General features: G+C 36.2%; 24 protein-coding genes. 13 read left to right on the top strand and 11 right to left on the bottom strand.

What is annotated here, in order from left to right; translation table 11 throughout:
- Positions 1 to 18: 18 nt before the first annotated feature.
- The 4 genes from XJ32_RS08455 to infB all read left to right on the top strand — a co-directional run bounded on the left by XJ32_RS08455 (position 19) and on the right by infB (position 4590).
- Positions 19 to 495 carry a hypothetical protein gene (locus tag XJ32_RS08455; protein ID WP_077389044.1) on the top strand — a complete coding sequence of 159 codons (477 nt, stop codon included), beginning with the start codon at positions 19 to 21 and terminating at the stop codon, positions 493 to 495.
- Between the two features lie 91 nt (positions 496 to 586).
- Positions 587 to 1480, top strand: a complete 894-nt coding sequence (gene thrB / locus XJ32_RS08450; RefSeq protein WP_077389042.1) for a homoserine kinase — start codon at positions 587 to 589, stop codon at positions 1478 to 1480.
- Between the two features lie 6 nt (positions 1481 to 1486).
- On the top strand, positions 1487 to 1750 hold the full coding sequence (locus XJ32_RS08445) for a DUF448 domain-containing protein (protein WP_233706107.1): 264 nt from the start codon (positions 1487 to 1489) through the stop codon (positions 1748 to 1750).
- The gene (gene infB, locus XJ32_RS08440; protein ID WP_077389038.1) at positions 1738 to 4590 is read left to right on the top strand and encodes a translation initiation factor IF-2; all 2853 of its coding nucleotides are present in this window, start codon (positions 1738 to 1740) and stop codon (positions 4588 to 4590) included. Before XJ32_RS08445 ends, infB begins: the two co-directional genes overlap by 13 nt.
- A gap of 143 nt (positions 4591 to 4733) precedes the next feature.
- Here infB and panB read toward each other — a convergent pair whose 3' ends face one another.
- Positions 4734 to 5528, bottom strand: coding sequence for a 3-methyl-2-oxobutanoate hydroxymethyltransferase (gene panB / locus XJ32_RS08435; protein WP_077389036.1), 795 nt, complete (start codon positions 5526 to 5528; stop codon positions 4734 to 4736).
- A gap of 56 nt (positions 5529 to 5584) precedes the next feature.
- The gene (locus XJ32_RS08430) at positions 5585 to 6223 is read right to left on the bottom strand and encodes a MarC family protein (protein WP_004084009.1); all 639 of its coding nucleotides are present in this window, start codon (positions 6221 to 6223) and stop codon (positions 5585 to 5587) included.
- 147 nt (positions 6224 to 6370) lie between these two features.
- On the opposite strand from XJ32_RS08430, the gene XJ32_RS08425 reads away from it, so the two are divergent.
- A complete protein-coding gene (locus XJ32_RS08425) occupies positions 6371 to 7753 on the top strand; it encodes an aminoacyl-tRNA hydrolase (protein ID WP_254422328.1) in 1383 nt (460 codons plus the stop codon).
- Between the two features lie 66 nt (positions 7754 to 7819).
- Here the strand turns inward: XJ32_RS08425 and XJ32_RS08420 are convergent, their stop codons facing one another.
- Both XJ32_RS08420 and murI read right to left on the bottom strand, forming a co-directional pair.
- The gene (locus XJ32_RS08420) at positions 7820 to 8905 is read right to left on the bottom strand and encodes a tRNA1(Val) (adenine(37)-N6)-methyltransferase (protein WP_077389032.1); all 1086 of its coding nucleotides are present in this window, start codon (positions 8903 to 8905) and stop codon (positions 7820 to 7822) included.
- Positions 8895 to 9671 (bottom strand): glutamate racemase, encoded by a 777-nt coding sequence (murI, locus tag XJ32_RS08415; RefSeq protein WP_077389030.1) that lies wholly within the window; start codon positions 9669 to 9671, stop codon positions 8895 to 8897. The genes XJ32_RS08420 and murI overlap by 11 nt, the downstream gene beginning before the upstream one ends.
- 53 nt (positions 9672 to 9724) lie before the next feature.
- On the opposite strand from murI, the gene XJ32_RS08410 reads away from it, so the two are divergent.
- Entirely contained in the window at positions 9725 to 10246 is a 522-nt protein-coding gene (locus XJ32_RS08410; protein ID WP_077389028.1) for a methylated-DNA--[protein]-cysteine S-methyltransferase, read from the top strand.
- Between the two features lie 201 nt (positions 10247 to 10447).
- Positions 10448 to 11995 (top strand): peptidase U32 family protein, encoded by a 1548-nt coding sequence (locus tag XJ32_RS08405; protein ID WP_077389026.1) that lies wholly within the window; start codon positions 10448 to 10450, stop codon positions 11993 to 11995.
- A 128-nt stretch (positions 11996 to 12123) separates the two neighbouring features.
- Here XJ32_RS08405 and XJ32_RS08400 read toward each other — a convergent pair whose 3' ends face one another.
- Both XJ32_RS08400 and XJ32_RS08395 read right to left on the bottom strand, forming a co-directional pair.
- Positions 12124 to 12876 (bottom strand): hypothetical protein, encoded by a 753-nt coding sequence (locus tag XJ32_RS08400; RefSeq protein ID WP_077389024.1) that lies wholly within the window; start codon positions 12874 to 12876, stop codon positions 12124 to 12126.
- A gap of 406 nt (positions 12877 to 13282) precedes the next feature.
- Positions 13283 to 14041, bottom strand: coding sequence for a hypothetical protein (locus XJ32_RS08395; protein WP_077389022.1), 759 nt, complete (start codon positions 14039 to 14041; stop codon positions 13283 to 13285).
- Positions 14042 to 14629: 588 nt separating this feature from the next.
- Between XJ32_RS08395 and XJ32_RS08390 the strand changes: the two genes are divergently transcribed.
- The 4 genes from XJ32_RS08390 to acpS all read left to right on the top strand — a co-directional run bounded on the left by XJ32_RS08390 (position 14630) and on the right by acpS (position 16945).
- Entirely contained in the window at positions 14630 to 15358 is a 729-nt protein-coding gene (locus XJ32_RS08390) for an RsmD family RNA methyltransferase (RefSeq protein WP_077389020.1), read from the top strand.
- Between the two features lie 10 nt (positions 15359 to 15368).
- Positions 15369 to 15923 carry a flagellar basal body-associated FliL family protein gene (locus XJ32_RS08385; protein WP_077389018.1) on the top strand — a complete coding sequence of 185 codons (555 nt, stop codon included), beginning with the start codon at positions 15369 to 15371 and terminating at the stop codon, positions 15921 to 15923.
- Between the two features lie 62 nt (positions 15924 to 15985).
- Positions 15986 to 16399 (top strand): flagellar basal body-associated FliL family protein, encoded by a 414-nt coding sequence (locus XJ32_RS08380; protein WP_077389016.1) that lies wholly within the window; start codon positions 15986 to 15988, stop codon positions 16397 to 16399.
- A 12-nt stretch (positions 16400 to 16411) separates the two neighbouring features.
- The gene (gene acpS, locus XJ32_RS08375) at positions 16412 to 16945 is read left to right on the top strand and encodes a holo-ACP synthase (RefSeq protein WP_077389014.1); all 534 of its coding nucleotides are present in this window, start codon (positions 16412 to 16414) and stop codon (positions 16943 to 16945) included.
- Between the two features lie 249 nt (positions 16946 to 17194).
- On the opposite strand, the gene XJ32_RS08370 is transcribed toward acpS, so the two are convergent.
- Genes XJ32_RS08370 through XJ32_RS08355 form a run of 4 tightly spaced genes read right to left on the bottom strand, consistent with a single transcriptional unit; the run spans position 17195 to position 22037 of the window.
- Positions 17195 to 18214 (bottom strand): LLM class flavin-dependent oxidoreductase, encoded by a 1020-nt coding sequence (locus XJ32_RS08370; RefSeq protein WP_077389012.1) that lies wholly within the window; start codon positions 18212 to 18214, stop codon positions 17195 to 17197.
- A gap of 11 nt (positions 18215 to 18225) precedes the next feature.
- Complete coding sequence (locus XJ32_RS08365) at positions 18226 to 19287, bottom strand: ATP-grasp domain-containing protein (protein WP_077389010.1); 1062 nt, start codon at positions 19285 to 19287, stop codon at positions 18226 to 18228.
- 37 nt (positions 19288 to 19324) lie between these two features.
- Complete coding sequence (locus XJ32_RS08360) at positions 19325 to 20599, bottom strand: MFS transporter (RefSeq protein WP_077389008.1); 1275 nt, start codon at positions 20597 to 20599, stop codon at positions 19325 to 19327.
- Positions 20589 to 22037 carry an LLM class flavin-dependent oxidoreductase gene (locus tag XJ32_RS08355; protein WP_077389006.1) on the bottom strand — a complete coding sequence of 483 codons (1449 nt, stop codon included), beginning with the start codon at positions 22035 to 22037 and terminating at the stop codon, positions 20589 to 20591. The genes XJ32_RS08360 and XJ32_RS08355 overlap by 11 nt, the downstream gene beginning before the upstream one ends.
- A gap of 342 nt (positions 22038 to 22379) precedes the next feature.
- Between XJ32_RS08355 and XJ32_RS12930 the strand changes: the two genes are divergently transcribed.
- Both XJ32_RS12930 and XJ32_RS12925 read left to right on the top strand, forming a co-directional pair.
- On the top strand, positions 22380 to 22922 hold the full coding sequence (locus XJ32_RS12930; protein ID WP_254422327.1) for a hypothetical protein: 543 nt from the start codon (positions 22380 to 22382) through the stop codon (positions 22920 to 22922).
- Positions 22897 to 23403 carry a glycosyltransferase family 9 protein gene (locus XJ32_RS12925; RefSeq protein WP_254422326.1) on the top strand — a complete coding sequence of 169 codons (507 nt, stop codon included), beginning with the start codon at positions 22897 to 22899 and terminating at the stop codon, positions 23401 to 23403. Before XJ32_RS12930 ends, XJ32_RS12925 begins: the two co-directional genes overlap by 26 nt.
- Before the next feature lie 359 nt (positions 23404 to 23762).
- Here the strand turns inward: XJ32_RS12925 and glmS are convergent, their stop codons facing one another.
- Entirely contained in the window at positions 23763 to 25559 is a 1797-nt protein-coding gene (gene glmS / locus XJ32_RS08345; RefSeq protein ID WP_077389004.1) for a glutamine--fructose-6-phosphate transaminase (isomerizing), read from the bottom strand.
- Positions 25560 to 25595 lie beyond the last annotated feature (36 nt).

Below are 25595 nucleotides of genomic sequence, written 5' to 3'. Positions count from 1 at the left end.
ATAAGCTCAAGGAAATATATGGATTTTTTAGCTAATCTTTTTCAAACTATCACTTCACTCATTCATATAGACCAGATTGTGTTTTTGTTGCACGACTCACCTTTTATCTATATTATTACGATTGCTTTATTTTGCTGTGTGATGTTGCTTATGAGTGTGTTTTCATCATATAAGATTCTAAATTTACAGATATTATTTGCTTGGATTCTCTCTTGTGTTATAACCTTTATCTATCTTGTCAATTCACACACGGATATGGAGCAGATAAAGCTTAGTGCTGCACTTCACTCACAAATTATTTTATCATTTTCTAGCATTATTATATTGCTTGTATTTTATCTCTTGGGATTAGTTAGCACAAAGCCTTTTAAGGCTAGGAAAAATTTTGGACGACATACATGGTGGGTTAGCATTGTCCGCTTTATTGTTGTGCTTGCATTTTGTTGTGTGTTTAATATCGGCTTATTTGTAGCTTCTGCTTTGTTTTATTTGTAGTAAAATAGAGAATCCTTTGCTATAATACCACGATATTTTTACAAAAGTCTTGTAACCTTAAAAACAGATTAAAAATATGGAGAATTGAAGTTTGAATTTTTCAGTGCCTGCTACCAGTGCAAATTTAGGACCGGGATTTGATTGTCTAGGCATATCATTAGGGTTTCGCAATTATTTTAGCATAGAAGAAGCAAAAGAACAGCATATTACTATCAGCGGTGAAGGGAAGATGAATCCACATTTCACGCAAGATAATACATTTGTAAGAATCTTTATGCACACATATAAAAAGCTTGGTGGCAAGTCCCAATTTCACTTTACATTTCAAAATAATATACCTGTGGCAAGGGGTATGGGATCATCGAGTGCTATTATTGTTGGGGCGATTTTTAGTGCGTTTAAAATGGCAGGAAAAATACCAAATAAAGATGAAGTATTAAATCTGTCTTTGCATCATGAAAATCACCCTGATAATATCACACCAGCGACTATGGGCGGCTTTAATGCAAGTTTTTTAAAGACACATAATAATAAATCAAAAGTAGTCTATTTGCGACAAAATATGCCAAAGAATCTTAAAGCTGTAATGGTAGTCCCCTATCAGCCTATGTCTACCAAAAAAGCAAGAGGTGTATTGCCAAAAACTTATAGTGTGCAAGATTGTGTCTTTAATCTCTCTCATGCTTCGGTTTTAAGTCTTGCCTTTGGTATGCAAAGATGGGATTTATTGCGTGAGGGCTCACTTGATAGAATGCATGAGCAAGTTCGCATGGCAACCTTTCCTATACTTTTTGAGATTCAAAAACATGCTTTGCAAAATGGTGCGCTTATGAGCACACTCTCTGGCAGTGGCTCTTCTATGTTTAATCTATGTTATAGCGATGATGCAAGGCGATTAGCAAAGCAACTTATTTCTAGATTCTCAAAATTTCGCGTTTTAACACTTGATTTTGACAATGATGGTGTTAAGATTGAGAAAGGATAGGTGCATGTGAGTAAGGTTACACGATACTATGCTACAAAAAGTGTGCGTATGTGTGTTGTATGCAGACAAAGGGATTTGCAAAAAAATCTCATACGATTTAAGGTTTTAGAATCTGTATTGCAACTTTATGATGGTAGCGGGCGAAGTTTTTATGTATGCTATATGTGTTTGCCACAACGCAAAACACAGCAAATTATTAAAAGGATTGTTAAAAAAGCAGAGAATCTGCAAGAACAAATCGAGGAGATAGCACAAATATGTCAAAAGTAAGTATTAAAGAAATCGCAGATGAAGCTGCAAAAAATCCAAAAGATATACTCGATAAAGCTAAAGAGCTAGGTTTTAAAGTGCGGAATGTATCAAGCACCATTACGACAGAAGAAGCAGAAATGCTTTATAACTACATTACAACAGGAAGTTTGCCTGATGGTTTTGTGCCAGCGACTGAAAAAACAAAGGCTAAAAAAGATTCTAAGGCTAAAAAAACAGATAAAAATGATGACGCACAAACTGAAACAGAAACCGACATTACAGCACAAAAAACCACAAAAAAGCAAAAATCAACCAAAAAAGATACGCAAGAAATATTAAACAAAGATGAAACACAAGCTACACCAAAGGCGGTGCAAACAAGTGATATTAAACCTAAAAAATCTATCCAGATTGTAAGAAGAGGTGATGAAGAGCCACAAAAAGTAGTAGCTAAAGCACAAACAGAAAATACGATAAAAAAAGAGCAATCCAGCACAGCTATCATCGAAACAACAGCTCAAGAAACCATACATACAGAAACAACTTTAAAAGAAACAAAGCAAGAAGCACCAATAAAGCCTATAGAATCTACACCAAGCACAGAGGCAAAAAGAGATTCTGAACTCCCACAAGGGATAGATCCAAGTCAGTTAAAAAAACCACGAATAAGTGCAATCCGTGTAATCAGTAAAAATGACGAAGTCCAAACTACAAGCAAAAAGAAAGATGATTCAAATTCTAGTTTGCGTAGTGCTACACAAATACTTGATACCTTAAAGAATGTTGAACGCAAAGAAAAGGTAAAAAAGAAAAAGGACAAAAACACAAATAAACCGCAGCAAAAGCACTCTTCACATATCATCAGCATGGAACGCGATATGGGTGGGTTTGGCTATGATGATGAGCAAGATGAAATCATGCTTATTGATTTATACGAAGATAATAGCCCAAAAGAGAGTTTTGAAGAAGAAAGGGTGAAGAAAAATGAGCTAAACGATAAGATTAAAGTCAATCGCTATAGCCCATGGATAAGAGAAGGCTCAATTGCTAGACCTTCAAAAGGCAAGGGTAAAAAAATGCGTAATAATAAGGGTAAAGAACAAACTGAAGCCATAACTTCACTTGTATTGCCAGAAGAGATACGCGTATATGAGTTTGCTGAAAAGGCAAATTTAGAGTTAGGGAATGTGCTTGGCAAACTCTTTTTGCTTGGTGTGAAAATGCTAAAAAATGACTTCCTTGATAAAGATACAATCGAGATTCTAGCGAGTGAATACAATATTGATGTAAGCATTCAAGCAAATGTGCCTTTAGTCGAAGAAGAAGAGATTATAGAATCTGATTTAGAGCATAGACCGCCTGTTGTTACGATTATGGGACATGTAGATCATGGTAAAACTTCACTATTAGATTATATTAGAAACTCACGCATTGCAAGTAGCGAAGCAGGGGGAATCACCCAGCATATTGGTGCATATATGGTGCAGAAAAATGATAAATGGATAAGCTTTATTGATACGCCCGGACATGAAGCATTCGCACAAATGAGAAGTCGTGGCGCACAAGTTACAGACATAGCTATCATTGTGATAGCCGCAGATGATGGGGTAAAACAACAAAGTATTGAAGCCCTAAATCACGCAAAATCTGCGAATGTGCAAATCATTATCGCTATGAATAAAATGGATAAAGAAGGTGCAAATCCTGATAAACTAAAAGCGGAGTGTGCAGAGCTTGGCTTTACACCTATGGACTGGGGCGGTGAATATGAGTTTATCCCTATCAGTGCAAAAACGGGTGAAGGCGTAGATGTGCTTTTGGAAACAATCCTTATACAAGCAGAGATTCTAGAATTGAAGGCAAGTAAAAAAGCTAAGGCAAAAGCTATCGTGCTAGAGGGTAGTCAGCAGGTAGGTAAAGGGTCTGTGGCGACTATTATCGTGCAGCAGGGTGTGCTAGAAATCGGGCAAAGCATTGTAGCAGATACTGCTTATGGTAAGGTAAGGACGCTAAAAGATGACACAGGCAAAAGCATTACTAGACTAGAGCCAAGCGGTGTAGCACAAATCACTGGATTATCAGAAGTGCCAAGTGCAGGGGCTTTGCTGCAAGTGGTAGAAAATGATTCTATCGCAAGAGAGATGGCAAACAAAAGAAGTGCATATTTAAGGCAAAAACAACTCAGCAAAAGCACAAAAGTAACCTTTGATGAGTTAAGCTCAATGGTGGCAAAAGGACAGATTAAAAGTGTGCCTGTTATCTTGCGTGCTGATACGCAGGGAAGCCTTGAAGCCATTAAGGCGAGTTTAGAGGGATTAAATAATCAAGAAGTAGAAATCAATGTCATCAGCTTTGGTATCGGTGGAATCACACAAAGCGATCTAGACTTAGCAAATGCAAGTAGCAATTGTGTCGTGCTAGGCTTTAATGTCCGCCCAACAAATGAGATTAAAAACCTTGCAAAAGATTTAGGTATTACCATTAAAAGCTATGCGATTATTTATGATTTAATCGATGATATGAAAGCCTTACTCAGTGGGCTTATGTCGCCTATTATCGAAGAAGAAGTTGTGGGTAATGTGAGTGTAAGAGAGACTTTTGTGGTAGCAAAGCTTGGGACTATTGCAGGTTGTATGGTGCTTGATGGCAAGGTTGAAAAGAATTTAAGTGTGAGAGTTTTACGCAATGGTGTAGTGCTATGGAGTGGCAAGATAGCAAGTCTCAAACGATTTAAAGATGATGTAAAAGAGGTGAGTAAAGGCTATGAATGCGGCATTATGCTTGAAGGCTTTAATGATATTTTGGCACAAGATGAATTTGAAATCTACAAAGAGATTGAAAAACAAAGGGTGTTGTGAGACTTGGATTCCATATATGTTTAGGTGCTATAAACTTTGACTCCCCCCCCTCCCCATTTTTTTAAAGCCCTGCAGCCACAAATGAAATAGATTTTAAAGGTAGCATGAGGGTAATTGTTTGTTATAATAAAATACCCAACATTCTAATAACTCTCACTCTCACTAGGAAAAGCTACATTTTTTACATCATTAGCATAGTTACGCACAGCTTCTTTTAGCATACTTTTACCATCGCAATACTGCCTTACAAATTTAGGTTTAAACGCATCAAAAAAGCCAAAAGCATCACTCCATACAAGAATCTGCCCATCACAATGCACCCCCGCACCAATGCCAATAGTAGGCACTTTCACTGCTTGTGTAATCTTTTGTGCGACATTTGCTTTTACCCCCTCACAAAGTATGCCAAACACACCTGCTTCTTGCATAGCAATAGCGCTCTCTATCAATTCATTTTCTTCTAATTCATTTTTACCTTTTACTTTAAACCCACCCTCAAATCGCATAAATTGCGGCTTTAAGCCAATATGAGCCATAACTGCGATCCCCTCACTACAAAGGGCTTTTACAATATCAAGCTTAGTAGAATCTACTTCTATTTTCAGTGCATCAACACTGCATTCCTTGTAATATTTAAGCGCATTTTTTAATGCCATTTTCTTTGTCGCATAAGTCCCAAAAGGCATATCTCCAAGAATGAAAGAATGCTTTGCTCCAGCACACACCGCCTTTGTATGATAAATCATCTCATCAAGGCTTGCACGCAAAGTCTCACTCTCACCACCAAAACTCATTTTAAGACTATCACCGACTAAAATCACATCGACTTCACCATCAAAGATTCTCGCCATAAGTGCATCATAAGCCGTGATTGCTACAATTTTTTCTTTACCTTTTTTTGCACGAAGTGTATTTAGCGTTACTTTTTTGTCTAGCATTCTTGTCTAACCTTGTATGAATTTTAGGGCTTTATTGTAGCATAACTTTCATAAAATCAAGTCGTAATAACGCCTATTCCACGAAGCCCAGAAATAATCATTTTCACTCCCATAGCAATGATAAACACAAGGGCTATGCGTGAAAAAATGTATAAAATAAGTTTGCCAAATATTTTTTCAATAGTCGCTGCATAATGAAATAATGAAAACATAAATAAGAACGCACACATAATCGCCCCAATGGCAACTAACATGCTTTTATCTTCTGCGATAACAATGATAGTCGCAAGTGTGCCCGGACCCACAAGCATGGGGAATGCCATGGGGATAATGCTTTTGCGGAATAATTCATCAAACTTTAGATTCTGATAGCTTGAAAAATCTTGTATCGTGGAAGAAAAAAGTAGATTCTTTAAACTCATAACAATAAGGATCAAACCCCCTGCAATACGCACATCATCAAGGCTTACACGAAATAAATATTTCATAATAAAAGACCCGGTAAATAAAAACACAAGCACAATGCAAAAAGCAGTAAAAACGATATTTCTAAAAAGCTTTTTCCGCATGGGCTTTTTCACGCCCTCTGTCATTGAGATAAATTGCGGGAGATTACCAAAAGGATTTAAGACTGCAGTTACAGCGATAGCCCCAACAAACAATGCGTGTAAATCAGATTCCATACCGCTAAACATTTTATACCCTTTATTTCAAAATCTTGCTATTATATTCTAAAATTACATATTTTCATAGATATGACTTAAGAAAGTGTTAGAATCTATTTATAAAAGCTACTTTGAATGTCTGTTATAATTACTTCGGAAAATAACAAAAGGATAAATATGCAAACAATAGCTATCGTAGGTCTAGGCAATATCGGCACAAAATATGCGATGACAAGGCATAATATGGGCTTTTTAAGCTTGTATGCCATCACGCAAATACTAAATAATCCCTCTATGCTACACAACTCTTTGAACTATCAAAATACTAAAACTTTACTTGGCGATCTTGAAAGTCTTGTAGATAAAAAAAAGGGCATAATGCAATGGCAAAATCAAAAAAGTATGCAAAGCTTTCAAGCAAAAATTAGCCTCAAAGACTTTGTATCGCCTTTAGAGTATTTTCCATTTTTCTTAACTCAACTCAAATGTCTAAATCCACATAAAAAGCCCTTAGATAGCCTAGAACTACAAAAAATTTTTAGAGAGAAATTAGGAAGTTTATCAAATGAATATGAGATTCTATGTATCGCTCCAACCACATTTATGAATAGAAGTGGTATCGCACTTCAAAGCATTGAAAAGAAATGTAATATCGCCCAAATGATTGTTATCTATGATGATTTAGATACTCGTTTTGGGAATCTTAGCTTTCGTTATAAAGGCGGAAGTGGCGGACACAATGGTTTAAAATCAATCCATGAATATGTGAAGAGAGATTATTTGCGTGTAAAGCTTGGGATTGGCAATAATATCATATTGCATGACATGCTAGATTCTCTTGTAGCGCATAATACACGAGTAAGTATAGAATCTTTTAGGACACTTTTTTATGAAACCTATTTAGAAAAGCTATGTATGGCAAAAATCTTTAAAACAAAAAGCCTTTTTAAAGTTATGGAATCTAAAATTTTTATGGATAAAAATTTAGATTCTAAAAATTCTCATGTTAAGTATGAGTTATTTAGCCCAAACTCTCAAATAGATAGGACATTAGACCTTATGCGCAACATAGAATCTATAAAAAACACAACACAAAATACAGATTCTATCTCTTATGAGCAGTGTGCAGAGTTTAAGGCACAAAATAGTATAAATCCAGATTCCAATACTTATTATGTTGAGTGTAGCCAAACATCTAACATGGAATCTAAAAAAGATACTTCATCTTTTTCAAAGAGTTTCACAGATGAAATTCTCACTCACACTTATAAAAATGAAAAGATTTTAGATTCCATAAAAAAAGAAGACTATGAATCTATTATGAAACTCTTTTCTTCACATCAAAAAAGCGGTGATAAAGAAGTGGCAAACTATGTTTTATCGCCATTTAATACACATGAAAAAACTCTTTTAGCACCCCTTTTAGCATATAATGGACTAGTTGTTATGGCTACATTATTTGAATGGGCGTATAGAAATCACAATACTCAAACAAGCACAGATTCTACACAAACTCAAACTTTCATGCCCCTTGATCCTTTTTCTGTGCTACTCAAATAGATGAATGGATACAGGATCTTAAATTTCATAAACCATACATACTTGCAATGTAATAATTCTATTTACCTAATAACGCAATAAATTTTCCCATACAATATCATCATAAGCAACCTTAATGCTTTGTGTATGTGCGGCTTTGTAAATAGACAACACTTCATCTGTATTATCTTGCTGGGCTAGTCCTTTATGTGTGATTAATGGGGGTAAAATGCGGGTTTGAGCCTTACTATTAAACTTCGCACAAATTAATACAAGGCTAGAATCCTTTTCCATGCGGGGATATACAAAGCGTAAAAACTCAACTCCAAAACCAAAAGCCCTTAAAGATTCTAAAACCTCTGGAAGCATAGCAGGAGCATAACAAAAGATAAATTTGCCATGAGGTTTTAACACTCTTTTTGCGAGTTTTAACATTGTAGAAAGCGGTAAAAAGTGGCTTTGTGTGGCTTGTGCTTTAAAGGGATTGTTTGATTGCAAAGTCTGTGTGTGATAAAAGGGGGGATTACTTATAATAAGATCAAAATAAGGCAGTGAAGTGATATTTGCATGTGATACTGAATGTTTTGTGTCTTCATTATGGTGGCTTACTTGACTTTGAGTGGGATTTAGATTATTCTTATTTTGAGTTATTGTTGAAAAATCTCTTTTAGATTCCATATTTGATGTTTTATTTCGTTCAACATGACAAGCTTTAGAATCCTTAATCTTAGAACATAAAAGCGGTGTTTCTAAAGATAAAGATTCTGGTGATAAAACTTCTTTAAACTGAGTTTCTACTAGCATAGATTCTAACTTCTTTTTATTGCAAAGCATATTGTCTTGCAGTTCTTTTAATAGATCTTTAGATTGGATAAGCATATTGCAATCAGCATGGATAACGATAGAATCTATATGATTTATCTGTGCGTTTTTAGCATTCATAAACGCATATTCTCTTTGCTTCTCAATTTGATACAGCGTTATGGCTTTTGATTTCGCACAAAGCAGCCCGATTATACCGCTTCCACTCCCAAGATCAAGCACTTTTGCCCTAGATTTTATGTGTGGCAGTATAAAATCCCATAAAAACAAACTATCGCTATTATAGCAATAGCCCTCTGCTATTTGATAGATTTTTAATCGCCTTTTCATTGCTACTTGACTATCTCTCATTCATTATATATGTGCCTTCTTTAAGCCATAGTTTTGCAGTGCTTTTTAGCTTGGCTACATTATCACTTGCAAAAAAGTCAATGAGATTTTTTGAGTTTTTCTCTATTTTGAAATGCTCTCTTACATAACATGCGATCGCCTCACCAGAGTGGATAAACTTCACATCACTGCCAAAATATCTTTGCATGGGCAGCAATAAAAGTGGAAAATGTGTGCAACCTAGTATAACGACATCAGGTTTTAAGGTCGGTGGAAAATAATGTCTTAATACAGAATCTACAACTTCACCGCTAAATACATGCTCTTCAACTAAGCTTACAAAAAGATTTGTCGCAAGGCTTGTGATATTTGTGTAGCCTAGATTCCGCAGACTTTTCGCGTAATTATCTGATTTTATCGTGGCTTCTGTGGCTATTACAAGTATGTGCTTATCCTTTGCTATGTGTTGCTGCGTGAGTGCGGCAATGCCAGATTCTATAACGCCTATAATGGGGATTTTAGAGCATTCCTGCATCGCATGCAGGGCATGGGCTGAAGCGGTATTACACGCCACCACAAGTAAATCAAGCCCAAAATTTGAAAAAAACTCCAAAGCCTCCAGCGAAAAGCGGCGGATAGTCTCTGTATCCTTATTACCATAAGGCACTCGTGCTGTATCACCATAATATACAATGTGATTAAAGCCAACTTCTTCAATGAGACTTTTTAGCACGGTTAGCCCCCCCGCACCACTATCAAAAATGCCGATATTATTAATTGTTTGCATATATTACCTATATTTAGAATCTAAAATGTAATTGTAGCGTAAAAGGACAGAGTATGCTAAATCACTATGGCGGACTATATAAAAGCTTAATTGGCGATATAGGCATTATGATATATAAAGATAGGATTGTGAATATAGAGCTTTTTGCTAAAGACGCAAAGCCACTACATAGCATTGAAACATATAAGAATTTAAAAGAAAATCCCATAAGCAAACAAACAATCAAGGTTTTAACACTTTATCTATCAGGCAAGATTCCACTTGATATGCAGCATAAAAGTAATATTTCATTGCAATTATTTCTCAATGGAAGTGTGTTTCAAAAAGATGTATGGAATGCACTCTTACGCATTCCCTATGGTGAAACAAGGAGTTACAAAGATATTGCCAAAGAGATTGGAAAGCCAAATGCTATGCGCGCTGTTGGTAGTGCATGTAAAAAGAATCCAATATTATTCCTTATCCCTTGTCATCGCGTTATAAATAGTAATGGAAATATGGGCGGTTATCGTGCAGGACTTGATATTAAGAAACATTTGCTTATGCTTGAAACAGGGGTAAAATTTACAATTTAAGAGAGGAGGATATAGAGAAGATTTAATTCATGTAAAAATAATCTTATGAAGGCTTATTAACACTTTTACTGCTTATCGACTTTCTGCAAATCAAGCTAACTCTACTTATTATATTCCACATTTCACACACAATACAATACATTATTTAGTTTTAGATAAAATATCACAGATAAAAAATGTTTCAATAAAAAAGGTAAAACTATGCAAAAAGATGAAGTCATAAAAGAAACAACACTAGGTTTCACACATACAAATAGCACCAAACATAAAGTCCAGCTACTCTCACCAGCAGGTAATCTCACAAAGTTAAAAATCGCATTGCAATATGGAGCAGATGCGGTATATGGCGGTGTAAGTCATTTTTCACTACGTAATCGTGCAAGTAAAGATTTCACTTATGACGACTTTAGAGAGGGCATAGTCTATGCGCACAATCTTGGCAAAAAAGTCTATGTTACTATTAATGGCTTCCCATTTAACTCACAGATAGAATCTTTAAAAACTCATATCGCAAAAATGCGTGATTTAGAGCCAGACGCTTTCATCGTAGCAGCACCCGGTGTTGTGAAACTTGCAAAAAGCATTGCCCCAAATATCCCCATACACCTTTCCACACAGGCAAATGTATTAAATGTGCTTGATGCAGGGGTGTTTTATGATATGGGCGTGAAGCGGATTGTCGCAGCAAGGGAGATAAGCCTTAGTGATTGCGAAGAGATAAAAAAGGTGCTGCCAGACTTAGAGATTGAGATTTTCGTGCATGGGAGCATGTGTTTTGCGTTTTCTGGGCGTTGTTTGATTTCTGCCTTGCAGCATGGCAGAGTGCCTAATCGTGGGAGCTGTGCGAATGACTGCCGCTTTGATTATGAATACTTTGTGCGTGATGAGACAAGTGGGGAGCTTATCCGCTTTAATCCAAATGAATTTTATGCAAAGAATCCAGATAATAATGTCTTTTTGCGTTTGCAAGAAGAAGAGGGTGTTGGCACACATATATTTAATGCAAAAGATTTGAATCTAGCAAGTCATCTGCACCATATTATGCAATCAGGCGTGATTGACGCCCTAAAGATTGAGGGTCGCACAAAAAGCACATATTATGCGGGTATCACAGCGCGCACATATCGCCTTGCCCTGCAGGATTATGAGAGGCAAGTTTCTCGTCCGACTCTCTATCAATACGAGCTACATACACTAAAAAATAGGGGCTTTACTGATGGATATATCATACATCGCCCATTTGTGCGGCTTGATACACAGAATCATTTTAGTGCGATAAGTGAGGGCAGCTATCAGGTGTGTGCAGAGGTTGATTCTAGTGGGCTTTACTGCCTTTGTAAGCATACGATAAGAAAAGGCGATTTATTAGAGATTATTGCCCCATTGCATTACTATCCAAACACGCAGTTTGGGATACACTCTCATGCAGTGGCAAAACAAAATAACGCAGAATCTATGGAGTTAGATGAATTATCACATATACAAGATTCCAAAAGCCCAAATAGTATAGAATCTAGTTTAAATACACAAGATTCTATCTCATTAGATTCTAATGAGATAGAAAAGCTTACCGCACAAAGTAATGAAAATGGCATTATTTGTTGCATTGATGGTAGATATTATTTGCGATTACATAGAATCTTACTGCAAAATGGAAAAGAAGTGGATTCTATACATAGTGGCAATACAAACCCCATTGCATTGCCTTTTAAATTACCGCCTTTTAGTTTTTTGCGTGTAAGGTTATAAGGTTTAGAATCTAATAATTGTCGTGCTTGACAAAAACCAACGCCTAAGAACATAGACATCATACCTTGTGGGTGAAATCTTCTATCATCTAAAAGCTAAGCTTAAACTAACCTTTTGGTGTAAAAACATTAAAATGCAATACCAGCTTCTAATCCAGCCTGCCAGCCATTTGATTTTGGCATACTTGCATTATTTGCTGTATTACTTGCATTGAGATTATAATACTTACCAAAACCTTTGAAATAAAGACTTATATGCTCACTCACTTTAGCCTGCGTCCCAAGACTAAACATAATGACATGACTTTTCTCATTAATATCAGCATAAGATTTACCAAAAGAATACGCTCCATTAAACACATAGCCATATCCAGCACTATATATAAGCTTCATTTTTTCACTTAAAGCGATTTTTCCATCAAACCCCGCTCCAATTATCATAAAATCCCTACCGACACCGCCATTAGTCTTTGCCATATCATACCCCAAAAGAAAATTGATAAACAAAGGTGAATTTACTCCCGCTACATTCACACCAAGTTTAGCAATCCCATCGATTTGAAATAATCTATTATCCTTGCTAAGTGTGCTAAGACTAGTCCCACTCACACTATTGCTACCATAGCCAATCTTTGCATCAAGACCAAATTGCACTCGATTAAAAAATATATCAGCCCCACCCAAAGACAAGAAGCCCAAAGCGTTATTTATGTTTGCCCCATTTCCCTCTATCTTTTCATAGTATCCACCAGCACCTATATAGAAATCTGTGCAGTAGTTTTCCGATGCACATATTGCATTTGCACTCACTCCCAAAGCCCCAACTAATACGAAGCTTAAACCCAATTTTTTATATGTATTTACTGAAATCACCTGTTTCATGATTTCCTCCTTTATGTAAAATTTGTTTCGTTTATATTTGATTGACTAATTGTCAAAAAATATAAACTTGCTCGTATTGTAAATGAAAAAAATTTAACTCAAACTTAAAACCAAAAAAAAAAAAACAAAAATAATACAAAATTCTTAAACTATTGTTACTTTAAGTAAAAAACTACATAAAATGTAATGATTACTTTACATTTTATTACCATATTAATAATATTTTATGCAATGCGATAAACATGCTTTCAATATATTTATCATATTTGTAGAATAGAATCTAAATCCCACCATTTAGACTATGAAAGTATAAGAATCTCATATAAAAATAGATTCTAAATTAAAACATAGCATAATAAATCATTATGCTTTTCTGCGTTCAGCTAAACGCTATCATATAGCTATATTAAAAACTAAGTCCTGTTTCTAGCATAACACTCCACGCATTAGATGCAGGAAAATTTACCTGCTTACTATTAATAGTTAGAGCATTACTTTGTGGGACATTATAATATTTTACAATGCCTTTTACATATATCCCAAGCATACTTGTTAAACTCACATCTACACCAAGTGAGCCAAAGAGACCATACCCAAGTTTGTTTTCACTAAAGCTTTGCTTACTTTCTTTAAGCACATAAAATGGACGCACAGCACCACCACCAAAGCTATATAATAACTTTGCCTTTTGTGTTAATGTTTTCTTCCCCTCAAGTTCTGCTCCATATAATCCAAAGGCATGTCCAATCGCACCAAAATGTCCTTCTATACCAAAAACAAAATTTATGTATAAGGGCGAATTAAGACTTGCTACATTAAAACCCATTTTATACTGAGCATTTCCAAAATAGCCTGTGTTACCTGCAATAAATCTATCAGACTCACTTGGAGCATTTGTGCCAAATACACCCATTGAACCCGGACCAACTTTAAAACCTAAGCCAAACTGCAATCTTCTTAACACTAAAAAATCAATATCAAATGCACCATAGCCACCCTTGAAGTTACCATCTAAACTGCTATTACCACCAAAGTCGCTATATACAGCACCAATCCCAACATTACCACCAACGCAAAATAGGGAATCACATGCTGCATTTACACTCATCATCAATGAACCAGATAATATGATACCTAAACCTAGCTTTTTATACACATTTACCATGTTTTATTCTCCATTTATGACATAATATTTCTTAAACAAACTATTTGCAACTCACTCTCTAAGCTTAGAGAGTGAGATTTCACACTACACATATTGTTTCATAATGCCCACTTTTATGTAGATTATAATGGGTTTCTATTTGCCTTATTGTTGTCAAAATGGAAACTGAATAAATTCTATATCAAGCAAACTGAAACAAAAATTAAAACCAAAAAAAATAATTAAAAATTACCATATTATTGTTACTTTAAGTAAAAAACTACATAAAATGTAATGACTACTTGACATTTTATTACGAATATTGAAATTTTTATATCATGACTATATAGAATGGATTTTATATTGTAGAAATCTTATTGATCTAAAAAATACATTATAATATTTGTCATACTGGGTAAAACTTATAAGGGTTTTTGTGGGGATTTCGCTCATTATTCATAATCATCAGATTCATAAGGACTTATGTAAGTCTGTTTTTGTATTGCACTGCTTCACAAAGAATCATAAAAACTTGTGTTCTAAATTATGCTAAGATTACAAATTAAAATTCCATAAAACCCCCAAAAACAAGTTACTACAAGGAAAAATATGCGTAAGCAAAACAAAGCAAAGCAAAATCGCACACAAAATAAAAAAGAAAAATTTATGATTAATAGGGGAAAATACAAAGGTTTAGGGCTTTTTTTAGAATCTAATAGCACGACACGACCTACAAAAGCCCTTGTGAAAAAGTCCTTTTTTGATACCATGCAACATAACCTTTATAACAAAGTCTTTGTTGAGTGTTTTGCAGGGAGTGGTCAAATGGGCTTTGAAGCCTTGTCTCTTGGGGCTAGCTCGGCTGTATTTTTTGAGAAAAACATGGGGGCTTTTAAGAATCTATGTGAAAATATCAGTCTATTTTGGCAGAAACACAAGAACTATCATAGAGACACAAACGATTCTATAACCACGCCTTTTAGCATAAACGCACACTATAAAGATTGTCTGCAATCACAGGATTCTATAATGAATTTTGCAAAAAACACAGATTTTCAAGTAAAAAATGATATAATTCCAGCTTTAAATTCCACAATGCAAACAAATCAATTTGTATTATATATGGACCCACCATTTGCATGTCGAGAAGGTTTTAGCGATATTTATACAAAGATTTGGCATTTTATAGAATCTTTTGATGAAAATTTTACGCAAAAAGTCGATATGATAGTCATTGAAAGTATGAGTAATATCCAGCTTGATACGCAAATAGGGATATTTCAGCTTGTGAAAAAAAGTAAGTTTGGACAGACGACTTTGATGTATTTTACAAAATAAAGGAGCAAACATGGCAGAAGAAGAAAAACCAGCCGCAGAAGAAAAAAAGGGCAAAGGACTTATTTTTATCATTATAGGCGTTGTTGTTGCGGTGCTTATACTCGTTGGTGTAGTTGTTTTTCTTTTTATGGGCGGAGATGAAGAGGGCGATCATGGTGGGGGCAATGCAGCACCACCACCACAAATCGCAAATCTAACGCCAGAGCAGCAAGCATTACTGCAAAATGAAGCATATAAAAATCCTGTTGCTATCATGCCTTTAGAGAAAGATTTTATCATCAATCTAAAGTCGCCAGATCCAGAAAATATGCGTGTTGCAGGCTTTGCTAAGTTTAGAGCTACGCTTTTACTTGCTGATAAAAATGCGGTAAAAGAGGTCGATGCAAAGCTTGATATTGTAAGAGGTGTTATCGCTGATGCTACGAGTGCCTATCTTGCTACTGAGTTACAAGGCTCGCAAGGCAGACAAAAACTTGCTAATGCGATTGTAGCAAGTCTTAATTCTGTGCTTACAGATGGCAAGGTAGCAGCAGTTGTATTCCCAGACTTTATTATACAGCCTTAAGATTTCAAGGCTTTAATGCTAGATTATAAAGATTCTTAGAATCTTATAGTATAAGGAAAATTATGAAACACATATTATTGATATTATTGTGTATATTTGGTTTTAGTGTTGTGCATGCTGATGAAAACGCCTATTATGGCGTATATCGCAATGCAAAGGATTTATATCCAATTGAAAAAGAGTTTGTCATGATGCTAAAACCATCAAATCCAGATGATTTACGCACTGCTGGCTATGCCAAGTTTAATGCGACAATTATTATGAGTGATAAGGCGGCAGCTAAAGAGCTTGATGTAAAGATTGATATTGTGCGTTCCGTTGTCGTTGATACTGTGAGTGGCTTTATGAAGACAGACTTGCAAGGCGCACAAGGCAAACAAAAACTTGCTGCAACACTTACTGCGAGTGTGAATGCAGTTTTGACAGATAGTAGCATAGTAGGCTTTGTCTTCCCAGACTTTGTAATCCAGCCTTAATGTAGCTTCATTATGAATCTTGAAATTGGCACAGATATTATTGCCACATCACGCATAAAAAATGCCATTGCAAAGTTTGGCTTGGGCTTTTTAGAGCGTTTTTTACTACCAAGTGAGATATTACTTGCTTATAAAAATAAAGAGAAACTATTGCTATATAATAAAGATTCTAAAAGCTTGTCTCATGAATTTATATCCACTAAAACACATTTTTTCACACAAGAAAACCTAGATTTATATACCACGCAAATGCAGGATATTTTCAATGATTTACAAGCAAATTTCACAATAGAATCATATAAGATTGACACAATAGCAGGATTTTGGGCGATAAAAGAGGCATGTTCTAAAGCACTTGGTGTTGGCATTGGCAAAGAGCTTGGATTTCATGATATGTGTATATACAAAGATATATATGGAAAGCCGCACCTAGCCCTACATGAAAATAAATATAATAATTTTAGAATGCAAAAAATTGCAATTAGCATGAGTCATGACTGCTTAAATGCCATTGCTGTGTGTGTTATTACTTTTAATGAAGCATGATTTTTATAATTAGAAAATATATTTTCAAGTGTTTTTTGTATATTTGTGAGTTTGCCAAGCCTTAGCTTTTTAGAATCTGCATTCTAACTTTTACAACCCAGATTTTAAAACAATACTTCAAGTGATTAGTGGCATTGATATAGTTTAAAAAACACAGATCACATAATAAGTCATAGCAAGAAAATCTAATCCTTTGCAACGACTAAAGTGGTGATCATTCACGCATTTTCTATCAATATGCTTCCACTCTCACACAAGCGGCATAACCTTTTTAGCGATATATTCTAGCTCTTTTTGCATATTAGCACACTGGATTATGAGTAAATCTAGCCCTGCTTCTTTATAGGCTCTAATCTTTTGTGCCACGCTTGTCGGCGTGCCAACTAGATTTGGTCGCAAACCGCGATTAGACACGCTGTATTCCTGCTTACTTATCTCTACATCAAGCTGTGAATTGCCTGTGAAATTCTTATAGGAGTTTTCATAATCGGCGTAATTTTTAATGGTAGTAATCCTTTGCAGCTCATTTTGTGCCTCTTCTTCACTATCTCGCACAATCATATACACCGCCATACCAAAGCCCTTAAATGGCGGCAATCCCGCCTTTTTCTTTCGCTCTTTCATATCTGCGATTTTCACCCTTGCTTCATCAAGTGTGCCGCCGTGCAAGAGATAAAAGTCTGCAAATTGTGTGATAGCATTCCTGCCTATCTCACTCTCTCCCCCCGCATACACAAGCGGAATCTTAGGCGGTTTTGGCTCATTGTAGGAATTTTCAAAGCTAAAATACTTACCGCTATGATGAAATGGACTTTTACTCCAAAATCCGCGTAAAACATCGGTGTATTCGTGTGTGAGTGTATATCTATCATCGTGTGCGTCAAAGTTTATGCCATATTGCCTAGCCTCCTCTTCCCACCACGCTGATACCATATTGATAGAAAATCGCCCATTACAAATCTGCGAAATCGTGGCAATCTGCTTTGCAGTGAGTGCGACTTGATGATACTGCGGACGCAAAGCCGCTAGAATCTCAATGCTTTGTGTAACCGCTGCCAAACCATTAGCAATAGCCCACGCATCAAGGGCAGGGGCTTTTTCCCCCTTAATGTCATTCAAATACAGCTCTGGCACAAGGGTGAGTGTATAGCCTAGATTCTCCGCCTTTATCGCTAAATCGCGGATATACTCCCAAGAACACTCTGTGCTATCATCATCTACATTCCTAAGCCAACTGCCAAATACCGGACTCCAATATCCAAACTTCATCTTACGCTCCTTTATTGTTTGTCAAACTGCTCTTTTAAAAAACTCACAAGCCTATCAGCTGCTGCCACGCCGCCACTTTGTCTAATCTTAGATTCTAGTGTGGAGTTGTAGTTTGTGTTTGTGTTAATATCATAGACCACAATATCCCCACTCACACTCTCAATAAACTCAATCCCTGCCACAGCGATATTATGCAGTGCTAAAAACTGCTCCAAACATCGCACAATAGGGCTTGTAGAATCTATCTCTTTCCGCAAGCTAAACTTATCCCCAGCTCCCACTTCACACGCCGCCCCAGCAAGAGCAGGTCGCTTTGTAGATTCTGCTTTAGAATCTCCGCTAGAATCCACTTTAGAATCTAAAGAATCTATTTGACACGCATCAGCAGGGCATAGCTCAAACGCCCCATTGCTTGTATCCACTCGCACCGCATAGTGAAACTTCCCGCCGATAAACTCACATCGCGTGATAAACGCTTCCCTAGATTCTACATACTCTTGCAAAAGCGTAATGCCATCAATGGGTAGCTCAAATTCGCTAGATTCTACATAGTCTCTAAACTCTTCTATATTTTCAAAAAGCCTTACACCTAAGCCCTTGCCACCTTGATTATGCTTTGTGATAAAGGGCTTGTTACCTAGATTCTTAGCAAAGCTCCTTGCCGCATTGATTAAATCAGTTTTCCCAAATACCGCAAGTGTTTGTGGTGTCTTAAAATCCACGCCTTGAGACTTAAAAAAGGATTCTAAAAGCAGGGCTTGTTTAACCTTGCTGACTTCAAGCTCTAGCACAGAGCTACCATTTATCACTTTTCGCCCATAGCTTTCTAGCCACGCTAACAACGCACGACCATATTCCTTAGAAAAGGCATTATCACGCGTATGACTTGAGGCACTAAGCCTACTCCAAAACACACCGTTTGGCGGGATAGAATCTAGACTGATTCCTCCTTGAGTCAAAAAAATCTCACGAAATTCTACCCCAGCTCTATCAAACGCCTCTTTAAAAGGTGGTATCCACTCATTATTTTCATGGATAATATAAATTCCATCCTGTAGCGTGTTATATAACATAATATGTCTCCTTTTAGTTTGATTGGTTGCAACAGAGTTAATCTAGATTTCTATTTTTTGGAATCAAAATAACACATACGGTTGCTATGACCATTAACATGCCAAGATAAATAAAAAAACCTTGTTCAACTCCGTATTCCTTAAATTGTAAAGCTACATAATTTGCACTTCCTCCAAAAAGTGCTGCCGCAACTGCATAACTAAACCCAGTTCCAAGAGCACGAATATGTTGTGGAAAAAGTGTAGTCTTAAAAATACCTGCCACTGCACTATAAAAACCTAACATAAAGCACATCAAGCCAATTATAGCAAATAATACAAGAGGATCTGTAAATGTTTTCATTGCTATAAATGCGGGGTAGATTCCAAAAATAGCAAAAATACAAAAAACAAGCAAACACGTTTTTAACCCTATTTTATCAGACAATATTCCAAAAAATGGAACAGAGATAAATAGTATAAAAATTGCTCCAAGCATAATATTAGAGGCTATTTGTGGATCAATTCCATTATTTATCATATATATCTTGCTATATGTGGTAATAATATAGTAAGCTGGAGAGCATCCTGCGGTAATACCAAAAACAAGCAATACAGATTTATATGATTTTAATAAGGCTTTAAAACTACCTCTATCTGCATGACATTTTAGTTCCTCTGCAGAATTGTCACTCATAAACGAACGTATAAGTAAACTAAATAAAGCAAACATACCACCAATGAAAAACAATACCCTCCATCCCCACTCAGACATTTCTTCGTGTGAGATAAATAAAAACATACAACTAATACTTGCTATAGCAAGTAATTGACCACCAATAAGAGTAAAATACTGAAAACTTGAATAAAATCCTCTTTTACCATGTGGTGCCACCTCACTTAAATAAGCCGCTGCAATACCATATTCTCCACCAACAGCAAAGCCCTGTAAGAGTCTTGCCAAAAGTAAAAAGATAATTGCAGCATCTCCTATGATATTTTTGCCAGGCAAAAATGCTATCAAAAACGAACCTATAGCCATTAAAACAATAGAAAAAATCATCGAGCTTTTACGTCCTATTTTATCAGCGATAGACCCAAAAACCATACTGCCAATGGGAAGCATTAAAAAACCAATGGCAAACACACCAAAAACAGATATTTGTTGTATAACTGAGGATTGTGCATCAGAAAAGTTACTCGCAAAATAAGGTGTCGCAAATGCATAAATATAAAAATCAAACCATTCCACAAGATTGCCGCTACTTGCTGCAATGACAGAACGGATTGTCTTTGTTTTTGAAATGTCTAATTCAGACCTACTATATAACATAGTCTTGCTCCTTATTGTGTTTAAATCGCCCTGTCCCGGCATAATCATTGATCGTGCTTTTTGCCCCACCCACACGATAGCGTGAAGCGATATGACTAGAATCTAGCCTATCACCCCTGCCAAAGAGTTTATGTCGCAGTGAGCCTTGCGTGTATTCTTGCTTATACACGCCGCGATTTTGAAGCTCTGGCACGATAAATCGCACGACATCTTCAAAGCTCCCGGGCGTTGTCGTATAGGCTAGATTAAAGCCATCAGCATCGCTATATGCGATCACTTCTTGTAAAATATCGCAGACTTGCGATGGAGAGCCTACAAACTTTGGTCCTTGACAGCCTAGCCCTGTGAGCTTTAGCAAGTCTTTTAGTCGCCACTCTTTGCCAGATTCTGTTGTGGAGTTATTCAAGGCGTCTACTTGTGCGAGCATAGCGTTTGATTTAATGTTGCTTAATGGATCTTCTAAGTTATAGCGGCTTAAATCCACGCCCAGCCAACCAGAATTGATAACCAAAGAGCCTTCCTTGCTAGAATAACTAAGCAAGTCATTATATTTAGCCCGTGCTAGATTCTCATTCTCATCAGTGATGATTGTAGCTAGAATGTAGATTTTGGCACTATATGGATCGCGTCCGGCTTGTATCAAATTATCTCGCACTTGTTTTACTGCGATTTTAGCGTATTCCTTTGTAGGAGGGGCGATGAAAATCGCTTCGGCGTGAGTAGCGGCAAACTGCCTACCACGCGTAGAATTCCCCGCTTGGAATAGCACCGGTGTGCGTTGGATACTTGGCTCACACAGATGAATGCCCGGGACATCAAAATATTTGCCGTGATGTCCTATGTGATGGATTTTATTTGGATCGGCAAAGTCCCCACTCTCCCTATCTAAAATCACCGCAGAATCTTCCCAGCTACCCTCTAAAAGCTTATAAATCACTTCCATATATTCATCAGCCACATCGTAGCGTTCATCGTGGGGCAGCTCACTTGAGCCCATATTTTTATTCGCACTTGGCAGATAGCCTGTAACGATATTCCAGCCGACTCGCCCCTTTGTGAGATGATCTAGCGTGCTAAGGCGTCTAGCAAAGGGATAGGGATGCTCAAAAGGCACGCCAGCAGTTACCCCAAAGCCTATGTGCTTAGTAACCGCCGCACCAATCACGGCAAGTTGCGTGGGGTCATTGACAGGCACTTGCAGGGCAGTCTTTAACGCCCCACAATCATTGCCCCCATAAATATCATACACGCCCAAAACATCAGCAATAAACACCGCATCAAACAGCCCCTTTTCAGCGATTTGTGCGATATTCTGCCAATATTCAATGTCTTTATATTTTAGGGCTTGATCGTTTGGATACCGCCACAGCCCCGGACTTAAATGCGAAATACAATTCATTTCAAAAGCATTAAAGCTAATTTGTTTTGCTAGTCCCATATTTTTCTCCATATTTAGAATCTTGTGTTGTGATTTATAAAACGCATTATATCAGTAATTTTTTAAAAATACAATATGTAATTTTAATTTTTTACAATTTTTTAAACTTTTTTATAGATAAACTATAATATATACTTATTAAATAGCCATTTTTATAATTAAAATTATATAAAATATAGTTTTATACTGATTTTATTGTAATAAATAGTAGGTTATAAAACTCTGTTGATAATACAAAGACATAGAATCTAAATCGATATAAGAGATTCCAGAAACTCGTAACTATGCTATAATCTTGCTTTTAAAAATATGATACGAAAAGTTTAAGTGCAGGGAAATTACATGAAAGTTGGTTATATACATTTTTATGGTTTAGGTGATAATATTTTCGCACTTGAGCCACTTTTTGCATTAAAAGCAATATTTAAGTGCGAAGTAATTGTCTTTGGTAATGCGATTATGAAAAATCTATTACTACATTGTGATTTTGTGGATTTTGTGCATGATATACAAGGTGATATTGCAAGTCATATTGATTTATTTAACTCATATAATCTTGATTATGCGATTCTTACAAATTGTAAGCGGTGTTATCTCTATCCCCTGCAAGCAAGCAATGTTAAAACAATTATTACAACTACAAAGATACCTAGTCTCTTTTCCATGCGTTGCAAGACTATCCCCATGCATCTTTTACCAAAATATCGCAACATGACACGATATGAGCAGGGTCTAAGCTATGTGCGAAAAATCAATCCAAAGTTATTTGACACAAAAATAAAGACAATCTGTCTTGATAATGCGAAAGTAAAAACTACACAGGAACAAAAAGAAAGGGTAAAATCTTTTATTGCTAATCATGCAAAAACGAGGGGGGGGGGGTAATTCTAAACTCATTTTAATTAATCCCTTTAGTCATACAGCCACACATACGCTTCCTTTAGAATCTTACATAGAGATTATAGCCCATATTAGCAATATGCAAAATTGTATCCCAGTCGTTGCTGCCTATCCACAAATACATGACTACTTTTTAGAAGCACTATCTACATGGAAAAATGAAACTAAGCAAGAAATTTCAAATCTTATTATCTTTCAAAATGATGATGATATATTAAATCTTGCTGCATTGATAGAAGAAATGGATTATGTCATTAGCCCAAGCACAGGCACAATACATCTTGCTTCAAATCTAGGCGTGCCAACAATAGGATTATTTTCAGCGTATGACACAAAGAAATGGGGGACAAAGAGTAAGCAATATGTGATTTTACCTTATGAAAAAACGCAAATGAATGAAAATGATATACAACAAGCCATAACACAAACATTGCATATATTGCAAGAAAATATTAAGAATGAATAATAAAATGTAGTTATGTTTTATTAAAAAAGTTTTAGCATAGAATCTACGAGAGAAAGCATAAATTTTTCTAGATTCTTTAAGTCTTTATGCAATTCTACATACAAAAAAGCTTATTTTATAACTTTATAAATAAAAAAGATTCAATACAAAGCTAGATAAAATACAAGTAGAGTTTATGGAATCTCTAAAAAGATTCTAAGTATAACATTACAAAAAAGCTTGATAACAGAATCTAAAAGCCAAAACAGATTTAATATAAAATAAGATTCAAAACGACAATAAATCTTTAAAAACTACAAAACAAACCTTAACAACCGCATCAAAACACCACAAAATCTCCATAAAGATTCCATATAAAATCATTCAACCGTAACGCTTTTAGCGAGATTTCGTGGCATATCCACATCATTATTAAGCCGCACTGCTATCTCTAATGCTAAAAGTTGCAATACAACCATCATGGAGAAAAACTCTTCCATATAGCTTTCAAATTGCGGAATCTTTACTATATCATCAGCGAGTTCAAAATCAATGGGACTAATCGCACAGATTGTAGAATCTCTTGCAATGAGTTCTTCTACATTGCTTTTATTTTTTTCATATAATAAATTCTTAGGCATAAGCGCAAGAGTGAATAACTCACTATCAGCAAGGGCTATAGGACCATGCTTCATCTCCCCGCTAGGATAGCCCTCTGCGTGTAGATAGCTAATCTCTTTTAGCTTCAATGCCCCCTCTAATGCGAGTGGATAGAAAATATCCCTACCGATAAAGAAAAAGCCATGTCCATGCAAATATCGCTTTGATAATCGCTTGATTTTTTCATGTAGATTTTGATTTATATGTGTAGCACTTCTTGCATGTAGCATTGCGCGTGTCTCACTCTTTAAGCCAATAGAATCTATACAGCCCCTTTTATATCCAAGCAACACTGAAAAAATCCATAGCACCATAACTTGTGTTGCAAATGCCTTTGTGCTTGCCACGCCTTTTTCCGTCCCAGCCCTTGTAAGCAGACAATAATCCGCTAAACGCACCATCGAGCTATTATCCACATTGCATATCACAAGTGTTTTTAATCCCTTTTCTTTTGCAAGTTTTAGGGCTTGAAGTGTATCAGCAGTCTCACCACTTTGTGAGATAACGATAAAAAGCTCATCAGATTCTAACATAGGCTTTGCATAGCGAAACTCACTTGCAATATGCGTTGTCGTGCGGATTCTTGCTTTTCTCTCTAAAAGATACTTGCCGACTAATGCACTATGATAGCTCGTCCCACACGCACAAATCGCAATGCTTTTAAAGGCATTAAAAAAGTTAGAATCTAGCTCTTCAAAACACACGCTCCCCTCACTCACTCGCCCCACCATTGTCTCAAGCAAAACGCTTTCTTGCTCGTATATTTCCTTTTCCATAAAATAGCGATAGCCATCTTTTTGTGCCTTCTCTTTACTCGCATTAAAGGGCTCTATCTCATATTTTAAGTTTTGTATTTCATCTACACTAATGCTTCCATACACCCCATCATCAAGGTAAATCACGCTATCTATAAGCCCTATAAGTGCTGCATCACTACTTGCAAAAAAGACTTCATTAGGATTATTTTTATTAAAGCCGATTAGAAGTGGGGAGTGCTGTTTTGCGTAAAAGATTCTATTAGAATCTAGTTTTGTGATAAGTAGAATTGCAAAAGAGCCTTGCAATCGCTTAATCGTTGCTTCAAAGGCTTCCTTTGGCGAGAGAGTTTGCGTATAAGATTCAAATAAATGCACGATTACTTCTGTATCTGTTTGACTTTGAAAGCACACGCCTTTTGCTTGTAACTCTTCTTTTAATTCCTTATAATTTTCAATGATTCCATTATGGATAATCGCGCTTTGTGTGCCACTATGCGGGTGTGCATTGCATTCTGTTGGTTTGCCATGCGTAGCCCAACGCGTATGCCCTATGGCTAATCCATAGCCCTCAAATGATATGTTTTGTAGCTTCTCACTCAAATTCTCTAGCTTTCCTACCGCGCGAAAAGACTGAATCTTTTCATTTTGCAAAACCGCCATACCAGCACTATCATACCCACGATACTCTAGCTCTTTTAAACCATTTAAAATCACACTTTTTTTATCTCTATCACCGATATATCCAACGATACCACACATTGCTAACTCCCTATAATAATTATTTTTATAATACTA

Origin of the sequence: Helicobacter bilis (genome assembly GCF_001999985.1) — a bacterium.
GTDB classification, from domain to species: Bacteria; Campylobacterota; Campylobacteria; order Campylobacterales; family Helicobacteraceae; genus Helicobacter_A; species Helicobacter_A rappini.
Note: the sequence above shows the minus strand (reverse complement) of the source record. Positions and strands in the feature narration are given on the sequence as shown.